At 70.8% G+C, this 25,842-nt stretch carries 17 protein-coding genes; 5 read left to right on the forward strand and 12 right to left on the reverse strand.

Features of this window, described 5'->3' with window-relative positions; all coding sequences use genetic code 11:
* Positions 1 to 100: 100 nt before the first annotated feature.
* From ACIBB8_RS11805 to guaA, 3 genes are all read right to left on the reverse strand, one after another.
* Entirely contained in the window at positions 101 to 1,366 is a 1,266-nt protein-coding gene (locus ACIBB8_RS11805; protein ID WP_398951003.1) for a hypothetical protein, read from the reverse strand.
* 113 nt (positions 1,367 to 1,479) lie between these two features.
* On the reverse strand, positions 1,480 to 2,250 hold the full coding sequence (locus tag ACIBB8_RS11810; RefSeq protein ID WP_398951005.1) for a class II aldolase/adducin family protein: 771 nt from the start codon (positions 2,248 to 2,250) through the stop codon (positions 1,480 to 1,482).
* Between the two features lie 166 nt (positions 2,251 to 2,416).
* Complete coding sequence (gene guaA, locus ACIBB8_RS11815) at positions 2,417 to 4,012, reverse strand: glutamine-hydrolyzing GMP synthase (RefSeq protein ID WP_366692514.1); 1,596 nt, start codon at positions 4,010 to 4,012, stop codon at positions 2,417 to 2,419.
* Positions 4,013 to 4,396: 384 nt separating this feature from the next.
* Between guaA and ACIBB8_RS11820 the strand changes: the two genes are divergently transcribed.
* Together ACIBB8_RS11820 and ACIBB8_RS11825 are read left to right on the forward strand one after the other, a co-directional pair.
* Positions 4,397 to 4,702, forward strand: coding sequence for a chorismate mutase (locus ACIBB8_RS11820; RefSeq protein ID WP_398951008.1), 306 nt, complete (start codon positions 4,397 to 4,399; stop codon positions 4,700 to 4,702).
* Between the two features lie 795 nt (positions 4,703 to 5,497).
* On the forward strand, positions 5,498 to 6,499 hold the full coding sequence (locus ACIBB8_RS11825) for an LAETG motif-containing sortase-dependent surface protein (protein ID WP_398951010.1): 1,002 nt from the start codon (positions 5,498 to 5,500) through the stop codon (positions 6,497 to 6,499).
* Positions 6,500 to 6,603: 104 nt separating this feature from the next.
* On the opposite strand, the gene ACIBB8_RS11830 is transcribed toward ACIBB8_RS11825, so the two are convergent.
* From ACIBB8_RS11830 to ACIBB8_RS11850, 5 genes are all read right to left on the reverse strand, one after another.
* A complete protein-coding gene (locus tag ACIBB8_RS11830; protein WP_398951012.1) occupies positions 6,604 to 8,433 on the reverse strand; it encodes a GMC oxidoreductase in 1,830 nt (609 codons plus the stop codon).
* Positions 8,434 to 8,481: 48 nt separating this feature from the next.
* The gene (locus ACIBB8_RS11835; protein ID WP_398951015.1) at positions 8,482 to 10,098 is read right to left on the reverse strand and encodes a succinic semialdehyde dehydrogenase; all 1,617 of its coding nucleotides are present in this window, start codon (positions 10,096 to 10,098) and stop codon (positions 8,482 to 8,484) included.
* 309 nt (positions 10,099 to 10,407) lie between these two features.
* Positions 10,408 to 12,054, reverse strand: coding sequence for a protein kinase (locus tag ACIBB8_RS11840; RefSeq protein ID WP_398951017.1), 1,647 nt, complete (start codon positions 12,052 to 12,054; stop codon positions 10,408 to 10,410).
* Positions 12,055 to 12,177: 123 nt separating this feature from the next.
* Positions 12,178 to 14,823 (reverse strand): protein kinase, encoded by a 2,646-nt coding sequence (locus tag ACIBB8_RS11845; RefSeq protein WP_398951019.1) that lies wholly within the window; start codon positions 14,821 to 14,823, stop codon positions 12,178 to 12,180.
* Positions 14,824 to 14,990: 167 nt separating this feature from the next.
* On the reverse strand, positions 14,991 to 16,958 hold the full coding sequence (locus ACIBB8_RS11850; protein ID WP_398951021.1) for a serine/threonine-protein kinase: 1,968 nt from the start codon (positions 16,956 to 16,958) through the stop codon (positions 14,991 to 14,993).
* Between the two features lie 119 nt (positions 16,959 to 17,077).
* Here ACIBB8_RS11850 and ACIBB8_RS11855 point away from each other — a divergent pair, with 119 nt between their 5' ends.
* The gene (locus tag ACIBB8_RS11855; protein WP_398951023.1) at positions 17,078 to 18,166 is read left to right on the forward strand and encodes a serine hydrolase domain-containing protein; all 1,089 of its coding nucleotides are present in this window, start codon (positions 17,078 to 17,080) and stop codon (positions 18,164 to 18,166) included.
* 36 nt (positions 18,167 to 18,202) lie between these two features.
* Here ACIBB8_RS11855 and ACIBB8_RS11860 read toward each other — a convergent pair whose 3' ends face one another.
* Positions 18,203 to 19,909 (reverse strand): glycerol-3-phosphate dehydrogenase/oxidase, encoded by a 1,707-nt coding sequence (locus ACIBB8_RS11860; protein WP_398951025.1) that lies wholly within the window; start codon positions 19,907 to 19,909, stop codon positions 18,203 to 18,205.
* A gap of 249 nt (positions 19,910 to 20,158) precedes the next feature.
* Between ACIBB8_RS11860 and ACIBB8_RS11865 the strand changes: the two genes are divergently transcribed.
* Together ACIBB8_RS11865 and ACIBB8_RS11870 are read left to right on the forward strand one after the other, a co-directional pair.
* On the forward strand, positions 20,159 to 21,421 hold the full coding sequence (locus ACIBB8_RS11865; RefSeq protein ID WP_398951027.1) for a nucleotide sugar dehydrogenase: 1,263 nt from the start codon (positions 20,159 to 20,161) through the stop codon (positions 21,419 to 21,421).
* 423 nt (positions 21,422 to 21,844) lie between these two features.
* Positions 21,845 to 22,204 carry a hypothetical protein gene (locus ACIBB8_RS11870; RefSeq protein ID WP_398951029.1) on the forward strand — a complete coding sequence of 120 codons (360 nt, stop codon included), beginning with the start codon at positions 21,845 to 21,847 and terminating at the stop codon, positions 22,202 to 22,204.
* Between the two features lie 66 nt (positions 22,205 to 22,270).
* On the opposite strand, the gene ACIBB8_RS11875 is transcribed toward ACIBB8_RS11870, so the two are convergent.
* The 3 genes from ACIBB8_RS11875 to ACIBB8_RS11885 all read right to left on the reverse strand — a co-directional run bounded on the left by ACIBB8_RS11875 (position 22,271) and on the right by ACIBB8_RS11885 (position 25,718).
* Complete coding sequence (locus ACIBB8_RS11875; protein ID WP_030914322.1) at positions 22,271 to 23,395, reverse strand: GuaB3 family IMP dehydrogenase-related protein; 1,125 nt, start codon at positions 23,393 to 23,395, stop codon at positions 22,271 to 22,273.
* A gap of 105 nt (positions 23,396 to 23,500) precedes the next feature.
* Positions 23,501 to 25,003: an IMP dehydrogenase gene (guaB, locus tag ACIBB8_RS11880; RefSeq protein WP_398951032.1), complete on the reverse strand. Its 1,503-nt coding sequence runs from the start codon at positions 25,001 to 25,003 to the stop codon at positions 23,501 to 23,503.
* 139 nt (positions 25,004 to 25,142) lie between these two features.
* A complete protein-coding gene (locus ACIBB8_RS11885; protein WP_030084428.1) occupies positions 25,143 to 25,718 on the reverse strand; it encodes a sigma-70 family RNA polymerase sigma factor in 576 nt (191 codons plus the stop codon).
* Positions 25,719 to 25,842 lie beyond the last annotated feature (124 nt).

A 25,842-nucleotide genomic window follows, 5' to 3' on the forward strand; every position in this document is an offset into this window, starting at 1 on the left:
CACCGAAGCGGCCTCATAGCGGAGCTGTCAGGCCGTTTTGGCAACGCCGCAGATGTGCGTGCGAGACGCCGGGAGCCCGGCCAGGATCTTCAGTGCCCTCCTAGTCCGTGACGTCGATCTCGACCCGGTTCGTCTCCACGCCGGCGGCGGTCACGACCTGCACGTCCACCCGTCCGGGTTCCACCTCCACCGGGACCGGCACGGTGAGCACGGTGTCGGTCGGGTTGGCGAAGCCTCCGGTGACCGGGATCAGCGGGACATGGACATGGACCCGGCCGATCCGGACCACCATGCGGGCCAGCCGGTCCGGGGCCCCGGCGCCGGGCGGCACAAAGCCCGCGCCGCGGATCTCGATGTCGTCGCCGGTACGGATCGGCGCGTCCAGGTCACCGGCCTCCCGGGCCCGTACGACGGACAGCACGACCGGGCGCCCGCCCTCCGCGTGCTTCCCCGCGAAGTACGTCGCCGCGGAGACCGCCACCAGCAGGGCCAGCCCCCAGGGCAGATCGGGAAGCTGCTCGGGCCGGCGGGCCAGCCGGACCGCGGAGAAGAGGACGGCTACGGCGCTCACCAGCACGTACTGCACATCCGTGAAACTGCCGCGCCCGGAGTCGTCGGTGAGCAGATCGGCGGCGCGCGGCCGGTCCGCCCGCAGCTTCTGCAGGCGCTGTGCGAGGACGCGTACGGTCACCACCCGGCGCACGAGCACGGCGACGGCGCACACCAGCGCCAGCACGGTCAGCACCCCGGCGCCACGCGCCAGTTCCAGACCGTCGATCAGCGCGTCGCGCTCCGCGTGGCCGGAGGCCCCTGCCAGCTGCAGCGCGAGGACGAGTACGGAGAAGACGGCGAGCAGCACCCAGGCGACGGCGACCGCACGGGAGGTGGAGAGCCGGTTGTCCTCGCCGATCAGCGGGGCGAGAACGCCGCCGCGGGCCCGGTGGAAGCGGGCGGCGCCGGTCAGCAGTGCCGCGGTGACGACCCCGGCGAGCAGACCGGCGGTGCGGGCGGTCGACCAGCCCGCGCCGATCGCGGTGACCGACTCGCCGATGACGAGCACGGCGACGCTCCCCCAGACGACGGCCAGGGTGCGCTGCCAGACCCGGTGGAGCCAGGCGTCGCCCTCCTCCCGGCTGCGTTCGGCGACCGTGCGGGCCGACTCGGTCAGCTCGTCGGAGACCCACTGCCGGGTCGCGGACGCGGACTGGGCGACACCGGTCGGCAGGCCCTGACCCGCGGCGAGTCCGTCCCGTTTGGCCAGGAAGGCGGCCACCGCGCGCCGGTGCCCCTCGCGCGCTCCGTGCGGGCAGTCGCCGCACGTACAGCCACCGCCGTGCGCGCCTTGTCGTGCCTCGTCCAACGCCACGGAGAACGCCGCCCTTTCCCGCCCCAGTACCGCCAACTGACCACCGATTGCTGCGAATTGTGCCGTACGGGACGATCAGATGCCGCATCGGGGCGGCCCGGACGCGCAGATCGTCAGAACGTTCGAGCAATCCGCTTCCACAGCGGCTGGTAATTGATCCAGGCCACCAGGTCGCTGCCGAGCTGTTCACGGGTGGCGACGGCGTCCTGGTGCTCGATCAGCACCGGCTTCCCAGCCGCCCGCGCGGTCAGCTGCACCTGGCAGGAACGCTCCATGGTGAGGAACCACCAGGCGGCCGCGTCCACCGAGTCACCGACGGTCAGCAGCCCGTGGTTGCGCAGAATGATCGCCTTGCGGGTGCCGAGCGCGGCCGCGATCCGGCACCCCTCGTCCTCGTCGACCACGACGCCCGTGTAGGCCTGGTAGACCGCGTGATCCTCGTAGAACGCGCAGGATTCCTGGGTGATCGGCTCGATGAACTCACCGAGCGTGGACAACGCCCGGCCGTGCAGGGAGTGGGTGTGCGCGACGGCGACGACGTCCGGGCGCGCCCGGTGCACCTGGGCGTGGACGGCGAACGCCGCCTGATTGACGTGGTGGCGCCCCTCGACGACCTGCCCGTCGCCGTTGACCAGGATCAGATCCTCCGGGCCCATCACGTCGAAGGGGGCGCCGAACGGGTTGACCCAGAAGCAGTCGGCGAACTCCGGGTCCCGCGCGGTGAGGTGGCCGGAGACCCCGTCCTCGTACCCGTACTCACCGAACAGCCGCAACGCCCCGGCCAGCCGCTCCTTGCGGTGCGCGCGTTCCTCGCCGGCCGACTCGTGGACGGGCGGCATCGCGAACTGCAGCTGTTCGACGGGGATCGGCGTGGGCTCGGGCATGACGACTCCTCGGGGCTCCCAGGGCATTCGGACGGAAGCTACCGCCGGTCACCGCAGGTGGCCAGAGCGATCACGTATCGATTCGCCGGAGCGGCGGCCCCGGACACGGCGATGCCGCCGCCCGGATGAACGAGCGACGGCATCGGCATCGGCCCCGCAGTGGGGGTCACTCCCACTCGATGGTGCCCGGCGGCTTGCTCGTCACGTCGAGGACGACGCGGTTGACGTCGGCGACCTCGTTGGTGATGCGGGTGGAGATCTTCGCCAGGACCTCGTACGGCAGGCGCGACCAGTCGGCCGTCATCGCGTCCTCGGAGGAGACGGGGCGCAGCACGATCGGGTGACCGTAGGTGCGGCCGTCGCCCTGGACGCCGACCGAGCGGACGTCGGCCAGGAGGACCACCGGACACTGCCAGATGTCGCGGTCGAGTCCGGCCGCGGTCAGCTCCTCGCGGGCGATGGCGTCGGCCTCGCGCAGCAGGTCGAGCCGGTCCTTGGTGACCTCGCCGACGATCCGGATACCGAGACCGGGACCGGGGAACGGCTGGCGCTGGACGATCTCCTCCGGCAGGCCGAGCTCCTGGCCGACCATCCGGACCTCGTCCTTGAACAGCTGCCGCAGCGGCTCGACGAGCTGGAACTCGATGTCGTCGGGGAGGCCGCCCACGTTGTGGTGGGACTTGATGTTTGCGGTGCCGGTGCCGCCGCCGGACTCGACGACGTCCGGGTAGAGCGTGCCCTGCACGAGGAACGCGACGTCCTCGCCGGCCGCGCCCGCCTCGGCGACGAGCTCGGCCTGGGCCTGCTCGAAGACGCGGATGAACTCGCGGCCGATGATCTTCCGCTTCTGCTCGGGATCGGAAACCCCGGCCAGCGCCTTCAGGAACCGCTCCTCGGCGTCGACGACCTTCAGCTGGACGCCGGTGGCGGCCACGAAGTCCTTCTCGACCTGCTCGGTCTCGCCCTTGCGCATCAGACCGTGGTCCACGTACACGCAGGTCAGCTGGGAGCCGATGGCCTTCTGAACGAGGGCTGCGGCGACCGCGGAGTCCACACCGCCGGAGAGTCCGCAGATGGCGCGCTTGGTGCCGACCTGCTCACGGATCAGCGCGATCTGCTCCTCGACGACGTTCGTCGTGGTCCAGGTCGGCTCGATGCCCGCGCCGCGGTAGAGGAAGTGCTCCAGGACCTGCTGGCCGTACGTGGAGTGCAGGACCTCGGGGTGGTACTGGACGCCGTAGAGCTTCTTCTCGTCGTTCTCGAAGGCGGCGACCGGTACGACGTCCGTGGACGCGGTGACGGTGAAGCCCTCGGGGGCGGCGGAGCAGGCGTCGCCGTGCGACATCCAGACGGACTGCTCGGCGGGCGTGCCCTCGAAGAGCGTGGAGCCGGTCTTGGAGACCGTCAGCGGGGTACGGCCGTACTCACGGGCACCGTTGTCGTCGACGGTGCCGCCGAGCGTGGTGGCCATCAGCTGGAAGCCGTAGCACATACCGAAGATCGGGACCCCGGCCTCGAACAGCGAGCGGTCGAGACTGGGCGCGCCGTCCGCGTACACCGAGGAGGGGCCGCCGGACAGGATGATCGCCCGGGGGTTCTTGGCCAGCATCTCGGCCACCGGCATCGTGGACGGGACGATCTCGCTGTAGACCCGGGCCTCACGGACGCGGCGGGCGATGAGCTGGGCGTACTGCGCGCCGAAGTCGACGACAAGGACCACGTCGGGTGTGGTGTCGGGGGCGGCGGGGGGTGCTGCTGGCACGGGGGCGGCCTTCCGGCGTTGAGAGGGGGGTCGGTTCTGCCGATTCTACCGGGGTTGCGAGGGAGACGGATTTCTGCGCCTTCCGGGGTACGGGCCAGGACCCTTCGGGCGTCGGCCGGAGCGGGGCGCGCGACCGTGCCGTCGGCGGCGTCTCAGCATCCGGGCCGCGCGTTGGCCCATCGCCCGGCCCGGGGCCATACTGGGTCCATGCGTCAGCACACGACCTTCGTCTTTACCTATGGCATCCGGCCCGCCGGCTGCCATGGTCGTGTCTGCTTGAGCAACTGACAAGCAACGTTCCAGGCGCCCCGGGCCGACAGGCCCGGGGCGTTCTGCGTTCGGGGCCCGACCGCTCCGGGGACCACATCCCCCAGGAGTCACACCATGAGCAACAGCACCGCCGCCACGAAGACCCTCATCGAGAAGACCGGTGCGAACACCGATGAGGCCGCCCGGCTGATCGGTGACGCCCGCGAGCGCATCGACGCCCTCGACGACCGGATCATCGGGCTCGTCCAGGAACGGATGGCCGTCTCGGCAGTCATTCAGGAGGCGCGGATCACCTCCGGCGGCCGCCGGGTCAACCTCTCCCGCGAGATGGAGATCCTCGGCCAGTACCGGAAGGCGCTCGGCAAGCCCGGCACCTCGCTCGCGATGACGCTGCTGGAGCTGTGCCGCGGCCGCGTGTGACTCCCCGCAGGTCGGCCGCGCGCAACCCACCCGCGGGCCGGGCGCGCGGCGGCCGACGAGGCTCCGGTGGCTCCGGAGGCGTATCTGAGTTCGGACCGACTCTCACCCGTACGGCGCGTGACCGGCGCGTCGCCGACTTCGTTGGTCCCGGTGTCCGTGCCAGCCAGGGGCGGCTCAGGAAGAAACCACGCGTGGCTCCGCTGGAGCGTGTGGCGTACCGCAGGTACGCCGTGGGACCGCGTCCCAGCGCGCGTGACCGGTCCGCAGGGGACAGCGGCCCTGTCACCCCAAGAGCGGTCGGCTCCGGGGACGCCCGGAGCCGACCGTATCCGGTCGAACGGTTGCGCGGGACGCAACCGATCCAGCACGATACAAGGGGCAAGTCCCTCATATCACACCATCTGCGACATGGGTCGACACCTCGTACGCGCCCCCGTGCGCCGGGGGCGCCGACCCGACGCACCACCTTCCCGCGACGCCACCCCCCGGGGCCGCCCCTCGGCATCGGCGCTGCCCTGACGCCGGTGCTGATCAACAAGGGCCCTGCGGGCCGGTTCACACCGGACCGCGGGGCCCTTGTCATGGAGCGGCGGCGAATTTCCGCGGGTCGCGAGTGACGACGGAGCACCAGGTGGCGCATGTCACATAAGGATTCTGTGAATACCGGGACAACCATTGCGGCGGCCGGCTGGTCATGCATGCAGAACAACGGTCCCACCCGTGACCCCACCGCGGAAGGCCCGTCCCCAACCGCGTACCGCGACCACAGCGGTACACCGGACTTCTGAGGTCTTGATGAAGCTTCGCCGCGCCATGGCGGTCGCCGCCGCCACCGCAGTCATAGCACCCGCAGCCATCCTGGCCGCTCCGGTCGCGTTCGCCGACGACACCGTCACAACCGTCGAGTCGACGACCCCGGAGCCGACCGAGAGCACCGAGGCGACGCCCAGCAATACGCCGTCCGACGAGGTCACCACCACAGCTCCCGCCGAGAACACCTCCTCTCCCGCCGAAAAGGCCGAAAAGACGGACGAGCCTGCCGCGAAGACGTCCAGCACGCCCTCCGCGGACACCGGCGCCACCCCGTCCGGCACGCCCTCCGGCACGCCGTCCAAGTCCGAGGACCCGCAGGAGCCGACCGAGTGCGAGAAGTCCGACCTGGACATCTCGATCAACGGCCTGCCGGGGAAGATCGCCCGCGGCAGTGGTTGGCACAAGTTCACGATGAACGTCTACAACTCGTCGAAGACGACCGTGCGTGAGATCGACTACTTCGCGGGCGCCTCCTCCGACAAGGACGGCAACGACCTGTTCAAGTCGAAGCAGGTCAGCCTCCAGGCGCTCGACCTGGACACCAACACGTGGGAGGACCTCGGCGAGGGCGACCGCGCGGTGGGTTACGTCGGCCAGTCCGACGAGATCCGCGCGGGCTACGAGGTCGACATCCCGCTCCGCATCAACGTGAAGTCGACCGCCCCGGTCGGCGCCGGCTTCACCCTCGGCGCCGGTCTGTACGTCGGCGACAAGGACTGCATGGGCGTCAGCGATGTCGCGTACAAGTTCCAGATCGTGAAGTCCGGCGGCAGCGGTTCGACGCCGCAGACCGGCGGCACCGCTCCGGTCCCGGCCGAGAAGCCGTCCTCCAACACCACGGGTCAGGTCTCCGGCACGCTCGCCGAGACCGGTTCGTCCTCCGCAGTGCCGATGTTCGCCCTCGCGGGCGGCGCGGCCGTAGTGCTCGGCGCCGGTGCGATGTTCGTCGTGCGGCGCCGCAGGAACGGTGACGCCGCCGCGTAACGGGCGAGGTCACCGGTAGGCGTGAGGGGCTGCTCTCGGAGGGGGGTGCAGCCCCTTTCCGCTGTCCGGATCCGGCCCGGTCCGAAAGATCCGAAAGAGAGGCCCTACTGCTTCTTCTTCGGCGGTACCGCCGGCAGACCCAGGAACGGCAGCTTCAGCGCGCCGAACGCCTCCTTCGGCACCGCCGGTGCCTTCGGCTCGACCGCGGCCAGCCGTTCGTACGCCTCGCCCTGCGCCGGGCGCGGGTCCGCCTCCCCCTTGTTGGGCCAGAACGACATGGCCCGCTCCGCCTGCGCGGTGATGGTCAGCGACGGGTTGACGCCGAGGTTCGCGGAGACCGCCGAGCCGTCCACGACCGAGATGCCCGGGTGCCCGTACAGCCGGTGGTACGGGTCGATGACCCCGTCCTCCGCGCTCGCACCGATCGGGCAGCCACCGAGGAAGTGCGCGGTGAGCGGGGTGCCCATCAGTTCGCCGACGTTCGACCCGGCGAAGCCGTTGATCTCGTCGGCGAGCAACGAGGCGCTGCGCGTCGCCTCCTCGATCTGGGTGGGGTTGGGCGCCCCGTGCCCCTGCCGGGCGGTGAGCAGGCCCTTTCCGATACCGCTGGGCTTGCGGTACGTCGTCAGGGAGTTGTCCAGCGACTGCATGACGAGACCGATGATGGTCCGCTCCGACCAGCGACGGTTGGAGAGCGACCGGACGGCGAGGGCCGGGTGCTTGGCCATGTTGCCGAGCCAGCCCAGCACCCGGCGGCCGCCGTACGGGACCTGGAGGATCGACAGGGAGCCCATGGCGTTGGAACCCTTGCCGTAGCGGACCGGCTCGATGTGGGTGTTCTCGTCGGGGTGGATCGAGGACGTGATGGCGACGCCCTGGGTGAAGTCGGCCTTCGCGGTGCCGTGCTTCCTGCGGTAGCGGCGGTCGCTGGTCTGGGAGCCGACGAGCGCCTCGGAGTTGGTACGGGTCAGCTCGCCGAGCCTGGCGGAGAGCCGGGGCAGCAGCCCCTTGTCCTTCATGGTGTGGAGCAGGGTCTGGGTGCCGTACGTGCCCGCCGCGACGACCACCTTACGGGCGCGCAGCCGCGTCGGCCCGCCCTTCTTCCGGCGGTCCGTCGGGACGGTCGTGACGTGGTACCCGCCCTCCGGGTCGTCCGTGATCGCGACGACGGAGGTCATCGGGTGGATGACCGCGCCGGCCTTCTCGGCGAGGTGGAGGTAGTTCTCGTTGAGGGTGTTCTTTGCGCCGTGGCGGCAGCCCGTCATGCATTCGCCGCACTCGGTGCAGGCCTTGCGGGCGGGGCCCGCGCCGCCGAAGTACGGGTCGGCGACCGTTTTGCCGGGCTTCGCCTTCGCCGTGCCGTCGGCGTCGTTGCCGTCGCCGAAGAAGACACCGACCGGGGCGAGGTGGAAGGTGTCGCCGACGCCCATGGCCTGCGCGGCCGCCTTCAGATGGACGTCGGACGGGGTCATCGTGGGGTTGAGCCGCACCCCGAGCATCCGCTTGGCCTGGTCGTAGTACGGCGTCAGCTCGTCCTGCCAGTCGGTGATGGAAGCCCACTGGCGGTCCTCGAAGAACGGGGCCGGCGGGACGTACAGCGTGTTGGCGTAGTTGAGGGAGCCGCCGCCGACGCCCGCCCCGGCGAGCACCATCACCTTGCCGAGCAGATGCACGCGCTGGATGCCGAAGAGCCCGAGGGCGGGGGCCCACAGGTAGTTCTTGATGTCCCAGGAGTTCTTGGGGAGGGTGCCGGGGGTGAAGCGGCGGCCCGCCTCCAGGACCCCGACCCGGTACCCCTTCTCGCTCAGCCGCAGGGCGGACACCGCGCCGCCGAAGCCCGAGCCGACGACGAGGACGTCGTAGTCGTACGCCGCGTCGTCCTCGGTCTCACCCGCCGGTCCGGCCTGATTCTGGGCAGGGCTGTCCTGGGACATGGCTCTCCTCGGTGCGAAAAGGACAGAACGTGCTGCGGTGTTACGGGCTCAGCGCAGGCGGAACGCCTTCATCATCTTCAGGCTGCGGCTCATGAACGCCGCGTACTTCTCGTCGTCCATCCCGAAGGACGGGGCGAGCGGGATCAGCCTCTGCTGGGCGACGGTCTGGGCCTCGGTGTACTTGAGGATGCCCTCGGAGCCGTGCCGTCGGCCGAGGCCGGAATCCTTCATGCCGCCCATCGGGGCCTGCACGCTGCCGTAGGCGGAGGCGTACCCCTCGTTGATGTTGACCGTGCCGGTCCGCAGCCGGGCGGCGACCCGGTGACCGCGCCTGGAGTCCTTGGTCCAGACGCTGGAGTTCAGGCCGTACGGGGTGGCGTTGGCGAGGGCGATGGCCTCGTCCTCGTCGGAGAAGCGGTAGATGGAGACGACCGGGCCGAAGGTCTCCTGGGTGCAGACGGCCATGGGTGCCTCGACACCGTCGAGGATGGTCGGCTCGTAGAACAGCGGGCCGATGTCGGGGCGGGCGACACCGCCCGCGACGAGTGTGGCCCCCTTCTCGACGGCCTCCGCGACATGCTGCGTGACGGTCTCCAGTTGGCGTTCACTGACGAGCGAACCCATGTCGGCGCCGTACGCGAGGGAGCCGCCGAGCCGCATGGCCTTGGTGCGGGCGGCGAACCGCGCCACGAAGTCGTCGGCGACCGACTCGTGGACGTACAGCCGCTCGATGGAGATGCAGAGCTGTCCGGCGGAGGAGAAGCAGGCGCGGACGGCGCCCGCGGCGGCCTTCCCCACGTCGGCGTCCTTCAGGACCAGCATGGCGTTCTTGCCGCCGAGCTCCAGCGAGACGCCGACCAGGCGGGCGGCGGCTCCCTGGGCGACCTCGCGGCCGGTTCGGGTGGATCCGGTGAACGAGACGTAGTCGGCGTGCTTGACGACCTCGGGGCCGACGACCGGTCCGTCACCGAGAACGACCTGGAACACCTCGGCGGGCAGCCCGGCCTCGATCAGCAGGTCACGGGCCCAGAGCGCGGTGAGGGCGGTCTCCGTGTCGGGCTTCATCACAAGGGCGTTGCCGGCGACGAACGCGGGCAGCGCATCGCCGACGGACAGTTCGAGCGGGTAGTTCCACGGCGCGATCTGGCCGACGACGCCGCGCGGCTGGCGCAGCTCGGTGGCCTTGGTCAGCGTCGGTACGGCACCGGTGTGCCGCTTCGGCTTCAGATACGAGGACGCCTTGCGCCCGTAGTGCCGGGCGACGATGGCGACCGCCTGTACCTCCTCGTGGGCATGCAGGCGGGCCTTGCCGGTCTCCAGCTGGATGAGGTCGAGGACCTCGGCCTGGCGCTGGAGTACGAGGTCGTGGAAGCGGAGCAGGACGGCGGCCCTGGCCCGGACGGGGGTGGCGGCCCAGGCGGGCTGGGCGGCGCGGGCCCGGGAGAAGGCTTCGGCGACGTCCTCGGGGGTGGACTCCGGCAGGTCGGCGAGCTTCTCCCCGGTGAAGGGGGTGTGGTTCGCGGTACGGCCGGAGCCGAGGACGCCACGGGTCAGCTGGGCGACCACCTCGGGCGTCACCACATCGGCGGCTGTGCGCGCGCCCGCGGGGGCAGCGGCCACAGGGTTCGAACCAGGGTGGGCAGCAGAGGCCTGCGAGTCCGTCATGGGGCGAGAGTATGTCCAGCCGCACACTTTGGATACCCACCGGTAACAGGTTTTCACAGTCCCCACAGATCGAGCCAGCGATCACTGGCGGCATATTCGCTGATCAGGGGCTATCTACCGAGCCGGACGGGCCGGCCGGCCGTTCGCGAAACACCTCCGCGGCAGCGGAACGCAGTCCTCAGCGGACGCGGGATCCTCGTATGCCCGTCCGCACGATCCTCCGGCCGGTCTTCCGCGGATTGGTCTCGGCCACCGCCCCTGCACCCCCTGGTCTTCCGTGCGCTCGTCATGCCGCACGCGCAGGCACCGTCAGCCGGCGTCACCCGGGGCACGCCAGCCCCGCAGCATCGTGTCGAACTGCTCCCGCGTCGTCTCCCAGTCCTTCGCCGGACCCGACATGTACAGCGCGTACTCCGGGCCGCCGTCCTCCCCGAAGTACATCTGGTCGATCGCGTGGCGCGGGCCGGGGTGATCCTTGGACTCGGTCCAGGTGAACTCCCAGAGGGAGCCGGGACGATCGCGGTAGATGTTGGAGTGGAGGGTCTTGCGCTCATAGGCGGGCAGCCGCTCGGTGAGCTTCTTCTCCAGGTCCACCATGTGCATGTACGAATTATCGAAGTCGGGCTCCGGATCGACGCTGATCCGGATGTAGTGCTCGCCGTTGTCCGGGGTGTAGTCGACGTTCCGGTCCTTCACCCGGCGTTCCCAGCCGTCGGGGACGACCAGGCCGAACCCTTCGGGATCGGTGACCGGGTGCCAGCCGTCGGGCACTGCCTTGGCGGAGGGGGCAGGCCCCGGGTCCTGGGCCGGGGTGCGCAGCGGAGTGCCGGTCGCATGGACGGTTCCGCCCTCCGTGCCGCCCGTCCCGGAGCTCTCGCCGAACTTCATCGCGGCCAGCCCGGCGCCACCGCCGACCAGCGCGGCGAGCGCGATGACCAGGACCGCCGTACGCCACCGGCCGCGGCTGCGGCGGGTCACCGGGGCGGACCTGAACTGCGGTTCGGGGTCGAGGGCCTCCGGCCCAATACCGGCCGTGTGCCCCGTGACACCCGGGTCCGTCGCCCGCAGGGCCTCCTCGGGCACCCGCTGCGTCGGTACGTACGCCTGCGCCGACCGGGGCTCCCGCCCCTCCATCGCGTCCAGCAGCATCCGTTCCGTCTCGGCCGCCGAGGGCCGGTCCGCCGGGGCCTTGCGGAGCAGCGCGGTGATCACCGGGCCGAGCGCGCCGGCCCGGGCGGGCGGCGCCGGTTCCTCGGCGACGACGGCCTGCATGGTGGAGATCGGGGACGTACGGCGGAACGGCGAGCGTCCCTCGACCGCGGAGTAGAGGGTGGCGCCGAGCGACCAGAGGTCGGATGCGGGACCGGGATCGCCGCCGCGTACCCGCTCGGGCGCCAGATAGTCGATGGACCCGACGAGTTCGCCGGTCCTGGTGATGGTCGAGTCGCCCTCTATCGCGGCGATACCGAAGTCGGTGAGCAGCACCTGACCGTCACGGGCGAGGAGTACGTTGCCGGGCTTCACGTCCCGGTGCAGCACACCAGCGCTGTGCGCGGCACGCAGCGCGCTCAGGACATGGAGGCCGATCCTGGCCGCTTCACGGGGCGCGATCTCGCCACTCTCCTTGGCGGCGTCGGCGAGTGACGGTCCGTCGACGTACTGCATGACGATCCAGGGCCTGTTGTCGTACTCGATCACGTCATGGACGGTGACCACGCCGGGATGGGTGATGCGGGCCGCGGCGCGGGCCTCCTTCTGGGTCCGGGCATGGAGCACGACCCGGTCGGCCTCGGCGACATACAGCCCGGCGGTCAACTCCTTGACGGCGACCGTGCGATGCAGCACTTCGTCATGGGCGCGCCACACCTTGCCCATGCCGCCGCGCCCCAGGACTTCACCGAGCCGGTATCTTCCGGCCAGTACCAGTCCCGCGTCCGTTCCTTGTGATCGTTCCACGATTCCCCGCCCCGTTTCTTCGGATGCCAGGTTACGGAGGGGAGTACAACCACGGAACCTCGCACCGCTCAAGAAACCGCACTGTGATGCTTGTCGCGCGGGCGCTCTTCCGCTGCCGGTGCCTCAGGAGTTCACGCGGTAGGAGGAGATGGCCTGTTCATAGACGGCGGTCACCTCGTCCCGCTCGTTCTCCGGGCCGATCACCTGGATGACGTGGTAGCGGCCGTCGACAATCATCGCGAGGTTGCGGACGTACACCTCGCGCCCGGTCTGGTCCTGCCAGGTGAACTGGCCTTCCGCCATGGCCTGTTGACCGACGTCGATACGGCGCAGCCCGGTCGCCGATGACCAGATGGACTCCCGGAAGGGCTGCAACTCCCGCTCCTTGTCGCTCTGGTAGACGAGCGGGTCGCCGCCGTTCGCCTTCACGGTGTCGCGCCCCGGAACGACCAGCAGGCTGAACCCGTCGCTGCCGTACCTGACCTGCCGGTCGGCGCCGGCACTGCGCTGCCAGCCCTTGAGCACGCCGACCTCGAAGCCCTCGGCGTCCTTGCGCAGGGTGTAACCGGGTGCGAGCGCGACGGCCGAGCGGCTGGTCTGCGGCTGCTCGGCACCGGGCGACCGGGACGGTGGCGGCGGCTCGGACTGTGCCGGTGGCTTCCCGTCGGAGGACTCGGGTGAGCCGGTGTCCGAGGCCGCCGCGGTCGAGCCCTCGGAACCGGAGGGGGAGCCCTGCCCGGCACCGCTGTCCGCCTTGGGCATGAACATCACGGCGTATGCGATGGCGGCGGCCAGGCCCAGCAGGATCAGCACGAGCAGCAGCCGTCCGAGCCGCCGCGGCGCACGTCCTTCGCCCTGCCGGGGACGGGGCGGAGTGCGCAGCGCCTTGGGGCCCTTGGGCTCGCGGGGCTTCTCGTACCGCTCGGGCCGCTCCCTCGTCTGGCGGTGGCGGCCGTGCGCGGAGGCGCTGCCCATGCGGCCGCGGCGCTTGCGGACCAGCTCGCCCCGGCGGCGTACGACGGGCAGCCGGGTGCCGTCGACGGACGGCACCGGCACGACATCGAGACCGGCCTCGGGCTCGGGCGCCGACCGCACGAGGGAGCGAAGCCAGCCGCGCAGCTCCTCGAAGTCCGGGCGTTCGGTGGGGTCCTGGCGCAGCAGCGACTCGACGACCGGACGCAGCGGACCGCACTCCTCGGCGAAGGCGGGCGGCTCGCCGCAGACCATCTGGACGAGCTCGGCCGCGTTCTCCTCGGGGTACGGGGCGTGGCCCTGAACAGCGCGGTAGAGCAGGGCGCCGAGCGCCCAGAGGTCGGTGGCGGGGCCGATGGGCGGTGCCAGCTGCCAGTTCTCGTGCACCGGTCCGGCCTGCTCGGGTGCCCAGCGCTCGGTGACGGCGCCGACGACGGCGATCCGTGCCTGCCGGGCGCGCTCGGCGGCGAGGGTGGTGGCGGGGCCGCGGTAGGCGGAGACTCCCTGGTCACCGGCGACGATGTCGTCCCAGCGGCCGGAGGTGGGCTGCTGCCGGTGCTCCTGCTGCCGCGGTGCGGAGTTGCCGTGGCGGCGGGCGTCGGCGCGCAGGGCGTCCTCGTTGGAACCGCCCGCGGGAACGGGGCGCCCGGAGCCGGCGCCGTCGCCCCATGAGCCGATCAGGTGCATCCGCCGCTCGGGCGGCCCCTGGCCACCGTGGCCCGCGTCGCCGCCGTCACGGCCGTGCGGGCCGTCGTACTCGTCGTCGTCCTCGTCGCCCTCGTCGTCGTACGGGTCCGTCGCGGTGGGGCCCCACCCATCCATGAGCTGCGGGCGGCCGATGTCCGGGGGGCCGGGACGCTGAACGGGGAGGCTGCCGGTCCGGTCCGCTTCCTCCGGCTCGCCGGTCCCGGCACGTCGCTGGTCCTCGCTGACGCGTGCGGCGGCGCGGGCGCCCGCGCGGTAGGCGGCGATGGCTCCGGCGCGCGCGGCCCGCAGATGCGCGGAGCCGTCCGCGCCGGGGGCAGCCGCGTCGGGATGCAGCGGCGACTGTACGGTCTCCAGCTCACCGGCCGGACCGCGCGAGGACGGCAGCTCGACGGGTCCGGGCGGCCCTGCTTGTTCGGCGGGCTCCGCGGGCGGCGGTACGTACGGACCGGTCGGGCCCGACTCGAGCGCGGGCCGCCCGTACCCGCTCCCGTCCTCGGGCTGCGGCGTCGGCACATACCCGCACAACGCCTCCTCCGCCGCCCCGGCTGCCAGGCCGGTCAGCATGACGCGTCCGTCGTCGCAGATCAGCACCGTACGGACGGTAATGTTCCGGTGGGTCCAGCCGTGTGCATGCAGCACCCGCAGGGCCGTCAGCACATCGGAGCCGATCTCGGCGGCCCGGTACGGGTTCAGCGGCCGCTCGGCAAGCAGCGCTGCCAGCGGACGGGCCGCGACCAGTTCGCTCACGATCCAGAGCGATCCATCCTCGGCGAACACGTCGAAGACCTGGTCGAGCCTCGGGTGATCGGGCACCTGGGCCGCGGCCTGCGCGGCCTCGATCGCGCGCCGGACCGCGGGGTCGGCGGGCCGCCGCACCGTACGCCCACCGGCCCGGCGCGCCGCAGGCGGCGGTCCGTCCCCGTCGAGCACCTCGGCGTCCACGACCTCCGGCAACGGCACCTGCCGCACCAGGACTTCCTGTCCGCTGTACGTGTCGAACGCCCGGGTCTCGACCAGTTCGTACTCATCGGAAGGCGGCAGCGGCAGGCGGTAGCGGTCGGCAAGCACCCGACCCGCATAGTCGTCCACGACGCCTCCCCAGAGCGCGCTGTCCCCCGGTCACGGAGACCGCATCAACCGTCAATTGCGGTCACATACTGTGCAATTCACCTACGGTTATGGCTGCGTACGGTCCTTGGCTTCTCACCATACGTGGCAAGTGCCGACCGTGCGGCAGGGTCGACGCAACCGGCCGCTCAGTCCTTGGGCCGGAACGTGTCGAACGCGGTCTTGCGCAGCGTCCGGCACTCCTCGCTGTTCCACTCGCTCGCCTTGCAGCTGATCATGATCGAGTAGCCGTGCGTGGCATCGACCTTGAAGCCCCGGTTGAGCACGTGGCTCCGCTGCCCGTTCTCATTGCGCTCGAACTGCCAGTCGGCAACGGTCGGATAGCCGTTGAACTCGACGTCCTTGATCCCGAAGTGCTGGTAACCGCTGCTGGTGGCCGCGATGTAGCCCTTGGCCGCGTTCCAGGCCGCGGCGGCATCGTCCTTGGGTGAGCTGTTGTAGTCGACCTGGACGCGCGGGTAGCCGCCGTTCACGGCGTAGATCTGGCCGGAGTTGGCGCCCGCGATCTTGTAAGGCGTGAAGTTCTCGGGCATCGCCATCATGAAGTGGAACCGCTGGTCAGTGACCGTCTTGTAGCCGTCGGGCAGTGCGCCCGCCTTGCCCGCGTCCGATCCCTTGGATGTGGAGTCGTCCGAACCCTTGCCCGAGTCGTCGTCCTTGTTCTTGCCCTTGCCCTGGTCCTCGCCCTGATCGCCGCTCTGCCCCTGACCCTGGCCTTGGTCCTTGCCGGAGCCGGCGCTCGTGGCAGCCCCTGCCGAGGCCGACGTGCCGCCCTTGCCGGAGCCGCTGCTCCGGTTGTCCGTGTCGCCCCCGCCGCGCGAGAGCGCGAGGACGGTGCCGAGCACGACGAGCGCGACGGCGGCCGCGATGATCGCCAGGGTGCGACGGGGCACCACGTCTGCGAGGGACGCGCGGACCGGCGTGCTCGACGGGCCGCCCGGACGCTGCGGCGGTACACCCCCGGAGGCGGAGGCCGCCGACACCTTGGGCCGGGCCGGGGCCGTGGAATCGGCAGAGGCAGCGGGCGCGGCGGCGGAGACAGGAGCAGCGACAGCCGCACCCGCTCCGGGTGCCGCCTTCGCGTTCCGCCCGGAACGCAGCGCACCGCGCAGCCGGTCCCGGGCGCCCTCCGCCGCCTCACCGGACTTCGACGCCCCCTTGGTGCGGGGAGCGACGACACTTCCGGGCAGCGTCATGACCTGGGTGGAGTCGGCCTGCGGGGGCACCACGGGGGCCGGCTTGTCGGCGGCGTGGATCACCTCGTTGAGCAGGGCCCGCGCGCCCGCGTCGTCGAGCCGCTGCTCCGGGTCCCTGGCGAGCAGGCCGTAGATGACCTCCTCCAGTGGGCCCGCGTTCTTCGGCGGGTCGAGCGGCTCGGTCATCACCGCGGTCAGGGTGGCGATCGCCGAACCCTTGTCGTACGGCGGGGAGCCCTCGACGCTCGCATACAGCAGTCCGCCGAGCGACCACAGGTCCGCGGGCGGTCCCGGCTTGTGTCCGCGGGCGCGCTCCGGCGAGATGTACGACGGAGCGCCGACGAGCATGCCCGTCGAGGTGACGGACGGGTCGCCCTCCACCTGGGCGATGCCGAAGTCGGTCAGCACGACGCGGCCGTCGTCGGCGATCAGGACGTTGGACGGCTTCACATCGCGGTGCAGAATGCCCTCGCGGTGTGCGGAACGCAGTACGTCGAGGATGGCAAGACCGACCTCGGCCGCACGCTTCGGCGTCAGCACACCGTCCTCGCGCACGGCCTCGGCGAGCGACTTGCCCTCGATGAGTTCCATCACGATCCACGGCCGGTCGTCCTCGTCGACCACGTCGTAGACCGTCACCGCACCGTTGTTGCGGATCCTGGCGATCGCCTTCGCCTCGCGCAGTGTGCGCGTGATGAGCCGACGCTTCTCGTCTTCGTCGATGGCCGACGGGAACCGCAGCTCCTTGACCGCGACCGTCCGGCCCAGCGTCTCGTCGACAGCACGCCAGACCGTGCCCATACCGCCCCGGCCGAGCACCACCCCGAGCCGGTACCTACCCGCAAGGAGACGTCCATCCGTGTCCCGTTGGGGCTCCCGTGCCTGCTCCGCCTCCGACATGCGTCCCCTCTGCGATCAACCCGCCCTGGCAGAGCCTTCATTGTCCCTCACCCCGGGACCGGTCATGGTCCCGGGTCCGGGGTCCGTCATGATGTGGCCGGAGGAAGGGACTCCCTGCCATGCCGTCACTCAGAGCGCTGCCCGCCACCCTGGTGGTGCTCACGCTGCTCTGCCTCGGAACAACGAGCCTGCCCAGCGAACCACACCTCACGCCCGCAGCCGCGTACCTCCCTCGGCTCGTCGCCGAGGGCGGCGCCCCGGCCGCGGCGCTTCTCACCTGGGACGCTTCCTCCGTCCGCCGCGCCACCTACCGCTCGACGGGTCCCGGCATCCGCTCGGCGGACCATTTCCGGGCAGGCAGCATCACCAAGACGTTCGTCGCGACGGTCGTCCTCCAACTCGCCCGGGAGCACAGACTGCAGCTGTCCGACACCGTCGACAGCCATCTGCCCGGGCTGGTACGCGGCCAGGGCAACGACGGCCGCCGCATCACCCTGCACGCCCTGCTCACCCACACCAGCGGCCTCTACGACTACACCGCGGTCCCGGGCACGCACCCCGTTTCCGCCATCGCCGCGATCCATACGGCCGTGGCCCACCGCCCCACGAACACCACCGGCGGTTACTCCTACTCCAACACCAACTACGTCCTGCTCGGCCTGGTTGTTCAACGCGTCACCGGACACAGTTACGCCGCCGAGATCAGACACCGCATCATCGAACCCCTCCGTCTCACCGGCACCTCGCTCCCCGGCGCCCGCACCGGCCTGCCGGCCCCGCACGGGCGCGGCTACTCCCGCGACCCGGCCGACGGCACCCTCCGCGATGTCACCGTCCTCGATCCGCGCACCGCGGGCGCCGCCGGAGAGCTGATCTCCACGCTCGCCGATCTGAACCACTTCTACGCGGCCCTGCTGGGCGGCCGCCTGCTGCCGCCCGCCCAGCTGAGCACCCTGCTGAACACCGCTACGGCGCACGGGATCTACGGCATGGGCATCTATCCGCAGAAACTCTCGTGCGGGACGACGGTCTGGGGTCACAACGGCCATATCGCGGGCAGCTACGTCCGTACCGCAGCTACCCGAGACGGCCGACACACCCTGACGTTCCGCATCAACACGGACACCCTGACCGAAGCGACCCTCGAACCGGCGCTCCTCGAAGCGGAGTTCTGCCCCGCGGGGCAGAACCGTCACCCCACCTCCTGAAGGGCCGCCGATCGGCTCGGACCAACGATCGGACCGTCAGATCGGCACGATGTCCGGCGCCCCGAGCCGTGCCGCATCCGCCGTCAGGTCGTCCGGCTGACGCTGCGACTCCCGCTCCGCCTGCACACGCTTCTCGTAGTGCTCCACCTCCCGCTCGATCTGCCCCTCGTCCCAGCCCAGCACCGGAGCCATCAGCTCCGCGCATATCCGCGCGGAGCGAGTGCCCCGGTCGAAGGTCTCGATCGAGATCCGGGTCCGCCTCGTCAGGACGTCGTCGAGGTGACGGGCCCCCTCGTGCGAGGCGGCGTAGACGATCTCGGCCTTCAGATAGTCGTCCGCCGCCGGCAGCGGCTCGCCCAGCGAAGGGTCGGCGGCGATCAGCTCCAGGATCTCCTCGGTCATCGACCCGAACCGGTTCAGCAGATGCTCCACCCGGGCAACATGCAGCCCCGTGCGGGCCGCGATCCTCGCCCGTGCGTTCCACAGCGCCCGGTAGCCCTCCGCGCCCAGCAGCGGGATGTCCTCCGTGACGCAGTCGGCCACCCGCTGATCGAGGCCGTGCACCGCCTCGTCCACGGCGTCCTTCGCCATCACCCGGTACGTCGTGTACTTGCCGCCCGCGACGACGACGAGCCCCGGGGCCGGGTGGGCCACCGTGTGCTCGCGCGACAGCTTGCTGGTCGCGTCCGACTCGCCGGCCAGCAGCGGCCGCAGCCCGGCATAGACACCCTCGACGTCATCCCTGGTCAGCGGGGTGGCCAGGACCGAGTTGACGTGCTCGAGGAGGTAGTCGATGTCGGCGCTGGACGCGGCCGGGTGCGCCTTGTCCAGGTCCCAGTCGGTGTCGGTCGTCCCGATGATCCAGTGGCGGCCCCACGGGATCACGAACAGCACGGACTTCTCGGTCCGCAGGATGAGTCCGGTCGAGGAGTGGATGCGGTCCTTCGGGACGACCAGATGGATGCCCTTGGACGCCCGGACGTGGAACTGTCCGCGCTCACCGATCAGCGCCTGGGTGTCGTCCGTCCACACCCCGGTCGCGTTGACCACCTGCTTGGCCCTGACCTCGTACTCCCCTCCCGCCTCGACGTCCTCCACCCGCGCGCCGACGACCCGTTCGCCCTCGCGCAGGAAGCCGATCACCCGGGCCCGGTTCGCCACCTTCGCGCCGTATCCGGCGGCCGTCCGCACCAGCGCCGCCACGTAGCGGGCGTCGTCCATCTGGGCGTCGTAGTACTGCAACGCCCCGACCAGCGCGTCCTTCCTCAGTGCGGGCGCGACCCGCAGAGCCCGGCGGCGGGAGAGGTGCCGGTGCACAGGCAGCCCTCGGCTGTGCCCCGACGACACCGACATCGCGTCGTACAGCGCAACGCCCGAACCCGCGTAGAACCGCTCCCAGCCCTTGTGCTGCAACGGATAGAGGAACGGCACCGGCTTCACCAGATGCGGAGCCAGCCGCTCCAGCAGCAGCCCGCGCTCCTTCAGCGCCTCCCGCACGAGCGCGAAGTCGAGCATCTCCAGATAGCGCAGCCCTCCATGGATCAGCTTGCTCGATCTGCTCGACGTGCCGGACGCCCAGTCGCGCGCCTCGACCAGTCCGGTCGAGAGCCCTCGTGTCGCCGCGTCCAGCGCCGTTCCGGCGCCGACCACGCCTGCCCCCACGACCAGCACGTCCAGTTCGCGCTCGGCCATCGCGGCGAGCGCCTCGGCGCGCTCCGCGGGTCCCAGTGTCGCTGTCCTCACCGCTGCCTCCCGGTAGATCGGGGTGGGTCCGGCACGGGGCTGAGGTCCGACCGGGGGGTCGGGCGCCCGTAGCCGCCTCTCGATTCTGTCCGCGGTCCGCGACTTCAGCCACCGCCTGTGGACAACACCCGGGCGACGAGCCTCGCACAATGCGACATATAGGTCATATTTACGCCTAGTGTGACATTGCGCTGTCCTCAGCGGTTGCGCTTTCTGCTCTCATGGTCTTAGGGAAGGACGGCCACTTCTATGCCCGCAGACCTCGCCGTCATCGGACTCGGTCACCTCGGCCTGCCTCTCGCCCAAGCCGCCGTCGCCGCCGGTATCCGCACCGTCGGCTACGACACCGACCCACACCCGTTCGCCGAGCTCTCCGCCGGCCGCACCCCCGTCGAAGGCGCCCTCACCGCCTCGGAGATCCGCCGGATGCTCTCGGGGGGCTTCCGGCCCACCACCGACCCGGCCGAACTGGGCCGGGTCCGTACCGCCGTGATCTGCGCGCCCACCCCTCTCGGCGCCGACCGCACCATCGACCTCACCGCCGTCGCCGACGCCACCCGCGCCCTCGCCGCCGGACTCCGCCCGCACACCACGGTCCTGCTGGAATCGGCCGTCCCCCCCGGCACCACCGAGAGTTTCGTGCGCCCTCTCCTCGAAGAGGGCTCAGGGCTGCGCGCCGGACGCGACTTCCATCTCGCCTGCTCCCCCAGCCGTCTCGACCCTGGCAACCGCGTCCACGTCTACGCCAACACCCCCAAGGTCATCGGCGGCCTCACCCCCGCCTGCACCGAATCGGCCGCCGCGTTCTACGGCCGGCTCACCGACAAGGTGGTACGCGCCCGCGGGCCGCGCGAGGCCGAGATGACGAAGGTTCTGGAGACCAACTTCCGGCACGTCAACATCGCCCTGGTGAATGAGATGGCGGTGCTCTGCCACGACCTCGGTGTCGACCTCTGGGACGTCATCCGGTGCGCCGAGACCAAGCCGTTCGGCTTCGAGCCGTTCCGTCCGGGCCCCGGCGTCGGAGGCCACTGTGCCCCGGTCGACCCGGGCTACCTCCCGTACAGCAGCCGCACCCCCGGCCGCCCGCTGCGGATGGTCTCGCTCGCCCAGGAGATCAACGACCGGATGCCGAGTTACGTGATCCAGCGCTGCGCCACCCTGCTGAACGAACACGGCAAGTCGGTCCGCGGCGCGCGGGTCCTGCTCCTCGGCGTCACCTACAAGCCGGACCTCGCCGACCAGGAGGCGTCCCCCGCCCGGGAGATCGCGACGCGGCTGATGGACATGGGCGCGCAGATCGGCTACCACGACCCGCACGTCCTGGACTGGCGCGTACGCGAACTGCCCGTCCCGCGCGCGGACTCGCTGTACGAGGCGGCGGCGAGCGCGGACCTGACGCTGCTGCTGCAGCACCACCGTACGTACGACCTCCAGGGCCTCGCCGTGAAAGCCCAGCTCCTTCTGGACACCCGCGGCGCCACCCCGGCCGGAGCCGCACACCGGCTGTGAGCGCAGTTCCCCCAAGGATTTCGGTGGGCGATGTCGCAGGCGGCTGCTAGCCTGCGGCGTCACTTCTCGCACAGTCGTGCGCTTCTGTCCCAGGGGGATACCACCATGAGTCAGCCCGTGCCGCCGCCAAACCAGTCGTAGCAGCCGTACGACGCCCAGCCCGGCGGCAACCCGTTCGGGGGCGGGCAGCCGGGTCAGCCCGGCGTTCCGAGCGGCAACCCGTACGCCGGTCAGCCGGGTCAGCCCGGCATTCCGAGCGGCAACCCGTACGCCGGTCAGCAGCCGGGGCAGCCGGGCGTTCCGAGCGGCAACCCGTTCGCCGGTCAGCCGGGCCAGCCCGGCCAGTTCGGCGGCGCGCCGTTCGCACCGGCCGGTCCCGTCCGTAACAACATCGGTCTCGGCCTGCTCGCCGCCGTCGTCGCGATGGTCGTCGCCGCGGGCGTCTACGGCGCGATCATCGGCGCCACCAAGCACCAGATCGGCTACGCGGCCGTGGGCGTCGGCTTCCTCATCGGCTTCGCAGCGGGCAAGGTCGGCGGCCGCAACCCCGCGCTCCCGGTCCTCAGCGCGGTGCTCGCGCTGGTCTCCGTCTACTTCGGGCAGCTGCTCGGTGAGGCGATGATCGCCGCGAAGGAGCTCCCGGTCACCGTCTCCGAGCTGTTCTTCGACCACTTCGGCCTCCTGAACGAGGCGTGGAAGGCCGACGCCGGCCCGCTCACCTACGTCTTCATCGCGATCGCCGCGTTCGCCGCGTTCTCCAGCGCCAAGAAGGCCGCGGACTGATCCGGCTCATACGGGAGGGCCCGGACCGCTCGAGCGGTCCGGGCCCTCCCGTATGTCCGTCAACAATCAGCGGCGGTGCTGCGAGTCCGCCACCGTCACCTCGACGCGCTGGAACTCCTTGAGGTCGCTGTATCCCGTCGTCGCCATCGCCCGGCGCAGCGCACCGAAGATGTTCATCGAACCGTCGGGGGTGTGCGAGGGGCCGGTGAGGACCTCCTCCGTCGTGCCGACGGAGCCCAGGTCGACCAGCTTGCCGCGCGGCACGTCCTCGTGGACGGCCTCCATGCCCCAGTGCCGGCCGCGGCCGGGCGCGTCCGTCGCGCGGGCCAGCGGGGAGCCCATCATCACGGCGTCCGCACCGCAGGCGATGGCCTTCGGCAGGTCGCCGGACCAGCCGACGCCGCCGTCCGCGATCACGTGCACGTACCGGCCGCCGGACTCGTCCATGTAGTCGCGGCGGGCCCCGGCCACATCGGCGACCGCGGTCGCCATCGGGACCTGGATGCCGAAGACGTTGCGCGTGGTGTGCGCGGCGCCGCCGCCGAAACCGACGAGGACACCGGCCGCGCCGGTCCGCATCAGGTGCAGGGCCGCGGTGTACGTGGCGCAGCCGCCGACGATGACAGGGACGTCCAGCTCGTAGATGAACTGCTTGAGGTTGAGCGGCTCGGCCGCGCCCGAGACGTGCTCGGCGGAGACCGTCGTACCGCGGATGACGAAGATGTCCACGCCCGCGTCGACGACGGCCTTGGAGAACTGCGCGGTGCGCTGCGGCGAGAGCGCGGCGGCGGTGACGACACCGGAGTCGCGCACCTCCTTGATGCGCTGCCCGATCAGCTCCTCCTGGATCGGGGCCGCGTAGATCTCCTGGAGGCGGCGGGTCGCCGACTCCACGGGCATCTCGGCGATCTCGTCGAGGAGCGGCTGCGGGTCGGCGTGCCGGGTCCACAGGCCCTCGAGGTTGAGGACGCCCAGGCCGCCCAGCTCGCCGATCCTGATCGCGGTCTGCGGGGAGACCACGGAATCCATGGGTGCGGCCAGGAACGGCAGCTCGAACCGGTAGGCGTCGATCTGCCAGGCAATCGAGACCTCCTTCGGGTCGCGGGTGCGACGACTCGGAACGACGGCGATGTCGTCGAATGCGTACGCCCTGCGGCCGCGCTTGCCGCGCCCGATCTCGATCTCAGTCACGATGGTGTGGCCTTTCCCTCTACGTCTGCGTTGTCCAGTATCCCCGACACACGGCTGAGGGGCGGTCCCGGTACGCCCGGACCGCCCCTCACCTGTGGTGATGCGTTACTTCCTGCTGTAGTTCGGCGCCTCGACCGTCATCTGGATGTCGTGCGGGTGGCTCTCCTTGAGCCCCGCCGAGGTGATCCGTACGAACCGGCCGTTGGCCTGGAGCTCCGGGACGGTGCGGCCGCCGACGTAGAACATCGACTGACGCAGACCGCCGGTGAGCTGGTGGACGACCGCGGAGAGCGGGCCGCGGTACGGGACCTGGCCCTCGATGCCCTCGGGGACGAGCTTCTCGTCGGAGGCGACGCCCTCCTGGAAATAGCGGTCCTTGGAGAACGACTTGCGGTCGCCACGGGACTGCATCGCGGCGAGCGAACCCATGCCGCGGTACGACTTGAACTGCTTGCCGTTGATGAAGAGCAGCTCGCCCGGAGACTCCTCGCAGCCCGCGAGCAGCGAGCCGAGCATCACGGTGTCCGCGCCGGCCACGAGAGCCTTGGCGATGTCGCCGGAGTACTGCAGGCCGCCGTCGCCGATGACCGGGACACCGGCCGCCTTGGCAGCGAGCGAGGCCTCGTAGATCGCCGTGACCTGCGGCACGCCGATACCGGCGACCACGCGGGTGGTGCAGATGGAACCGGGGCCGACGCCGACCTTGATGCCGTCGACACCCGCGTCGATCAGCGCCTGGGCGCCGTCACGGGTGGCGACGTTGCCGCCGATGACATCGACCGAGGAGTTCGACTTGATCTTGGCGACCATGTCGGAGACGAGGCGGGAGTGGCCGTGCGCGGTGTCGACGACGATGAAGTCGACACCCGCCTCGATGAGCGCCTGGGCCCGCTCGTACGCGTCGCCCGCGACACCGACGGCGGCGCCGACCAGCAGTCGGCCTTCCTTGTCCTTGGCGGCGTTCGGGTACTGCTCGGCCTTGACGAAGTCCTTGACGGTGATGAGGCCCTTGAGGACCCCGCCGTCGTCGACCAGCGGAAGCTTCTCGATCTTGTGGCGGCGCAGCAGCTCCATGGCGTCCACGCCGGAGATGCCGACCTTGCCGGTGACGAGCGGCATCGGCGTCATGACCTCGCGGACCTGGCGCGAACGGTCGGACTCGAAGGCCATGTCACGGTTGGTGACGATGCCGAGCAGCTTGCCCGCGGCGTCGGTGACCGGCACGCCGCTGATACGGAACTTGGCGCACAGCTCGTCGGCGTCACGCAGGGTCGCGTCCGGGTGCACCGTGATCGGGTCGGTGACCATCCCGGACTCGGAGCGCTTCACCAGGTCGACCTGGTTGGCCTGGTCGGCGATGGAGAGATTGCGGTGCAGTACGCCGGCGCCGCCCTGCCGGGCCATGGCGATCGCCATGCGGGCTTCGGTGACCTTGTCCATCGCTGCGGAGAGCAGCGGGATGTTCACCCGTACGTTCTTGGAGATGTACGAGGAGGTGTCGATCTGATCGGGCGCCATGTCGGACGCGCCGGGCAGCAGCAGCACGTCGTCGTATGTCAGCCCGAGCGTCGCGAATTTCTCGGGCACTCCGTCGACGTTTGCAGTCATGACACCTTCCCCAAATGGTCTTGATCGGTGCGGATGTCCATGCTAACGGCCTCCGGGGGTGTCTCATTCCACGATCAAGATCACCTAGAGGTTCTGTAGCTTCGTACGGAACCTGCGTACGAGGAAATCCGACGCCGCTCTACTGCTCGGCGAGGGCGCGCAGCCTGCTCAGCGCGCGGTGCTGAGCAACCCGGACCGCACCCGGCGACATGCCGAGCATCTGTCCGGTCTCCTCGGCGGTCAGACCGACCGCGACCCGGAGAACCAGCAGCTCGCGCTGGTTCTCCGGAAGATTGGCGAGGAGTTTCTTGGCCCAGGCCGCATCGCTGCTGAGCAGCGCACGCTCCTCGGGCCCGAGTGAATCGTCCGGCCGCTCCGGCATCTCGTCGGAGGGCACGGCGGTCGACCCCGGGTGCCGCATCGCGGCCCGCTGGAGATCGGCGACCTTGTGGCCGGCGATGGCGAAGACAAAAGCCTCGAAGGGCCTGCCGGTGTCCTTGTAGCGCGGCAACGCCATCAGCACCGCGACACAGACCTCCTGCGCCAGGTCCTCCACAAAGTGGCGAGCATCACCGGGCAACCGGTTCAGCCTGGACCTGCAGTAGCGCAGCGCGAGGGGGTGGACATGGGCCAGCAGATCATGGGTGGCCTGGGCGTCTCCGTCGACGGCGCGGTGCACCAGAGCACCGATCACTGTCGTCTCGTCGTCGCGCATCGGACCATGGTGCCTTGACGCCGCTTCATCCGCGGCACCGCGTCCGTAGTTGTGCACCGAAGCGTTATGAGCGGGTGCGCCGGAAGTCATGTCCTGCGCCCTCCCCTTCCGCTCGACCGAATCG

The sequence above is a fragment of the Streptomyces sp. NPDC051286 genome (assembly GCF_044455345.1).
Classification (GTDB): Bacteria; Actinomycetota; Actinomycetes; order Streptomycetales; family Streptomycetaceae; genus Streptomyces.

What these genes read in the sequence shown, in the direction of transcription:
- ACIBB8_RS11810 (WP_398951005.1), bottom strand. Translation starts at nt 2,250, where the DNA reads ATGCCCGAGCCCACGCCGATCCCCGTCGAACAGCTGCAGTTCGCGATG.
- ACIBB8_RS11870 (WP_398951029.1), top strand. Translation starts at nt 21,845, where the DNA reads ATGGTCGTCGCCGCGGGCGTCTACGGCGCGATCATCGGCGCCACCAAG.
- ACIBB8_RS11830 (WP_398951012.1), bottom strand. Translation starts at nt 8,433, where the DNA reads ATGTCCCAGGACAGCCCTGCCCAGAATCAGGCCGGACCGGCGGGTGAG.
- guaB (WP_398951032.1), bottom strand. Translation starts at nt 25,003, where the DNA reads ATGACTGCAAACGTCGACGGAGTGCCCGAGAAATTCGCGACGCTCGGG.
- ACIBB8_RS11885 (WP_030084428.1), bottom strand. Translation starts at nt 25,718, where the DNA reads ATGCGCGACGACGAGACGACAGTGATCGGTGCTCTGGTGCACCGCGCC.
- ACIBB8_RS11820 (WP_398951008.1), top strand. Translation starts at nt 4,397, where the DNA reads ATGAGCAACAGCACCGCCGCCACGAAGACCCTCATCGAGAAGACCGGT.
- ACIBB8_RS11850 (WP_398951021.1), bottom strand. Translation starts at nt 16,958, where the DNA reads ATGTCGGAGGCGGAGCAGGCACGGGAGCCCCAACGGGACACGGATGGA.
- ACIBB8_RS11825 (WP_398951010.1), top strand. Translation starts at nt 5,498, where the DNA reads ATGAAGCTTCGCCGCGCCATGGCGGTCGCCGCCGCCACCGCAGTCATA.
- ACIBB8_RS11855 (WP_398951023.1), top strand. Translation starts at nt 17,078, where the DNA reads ATGCCGTCACTCAGAGCGCTGCCCGCCACCCTGGTGGTGCTCACGCTG.
- ACIBB8_RS11835 (WP_398951015.1), bottom strand. Translation starts at nt 10,098, where the DNA reads ATGACGGACTCGCAGGCCTCTGCTGCCCACCCTGGTTCGAACCCTGTG.
- ACIBB8_RS11865 (WP_398951027.1), top strand. Translation starts at nt 20,159, where the DNA reads ATGCCCGCAGACCTCGCCGTCATCGGACTCGGTCACCTCGGCCTGCCT.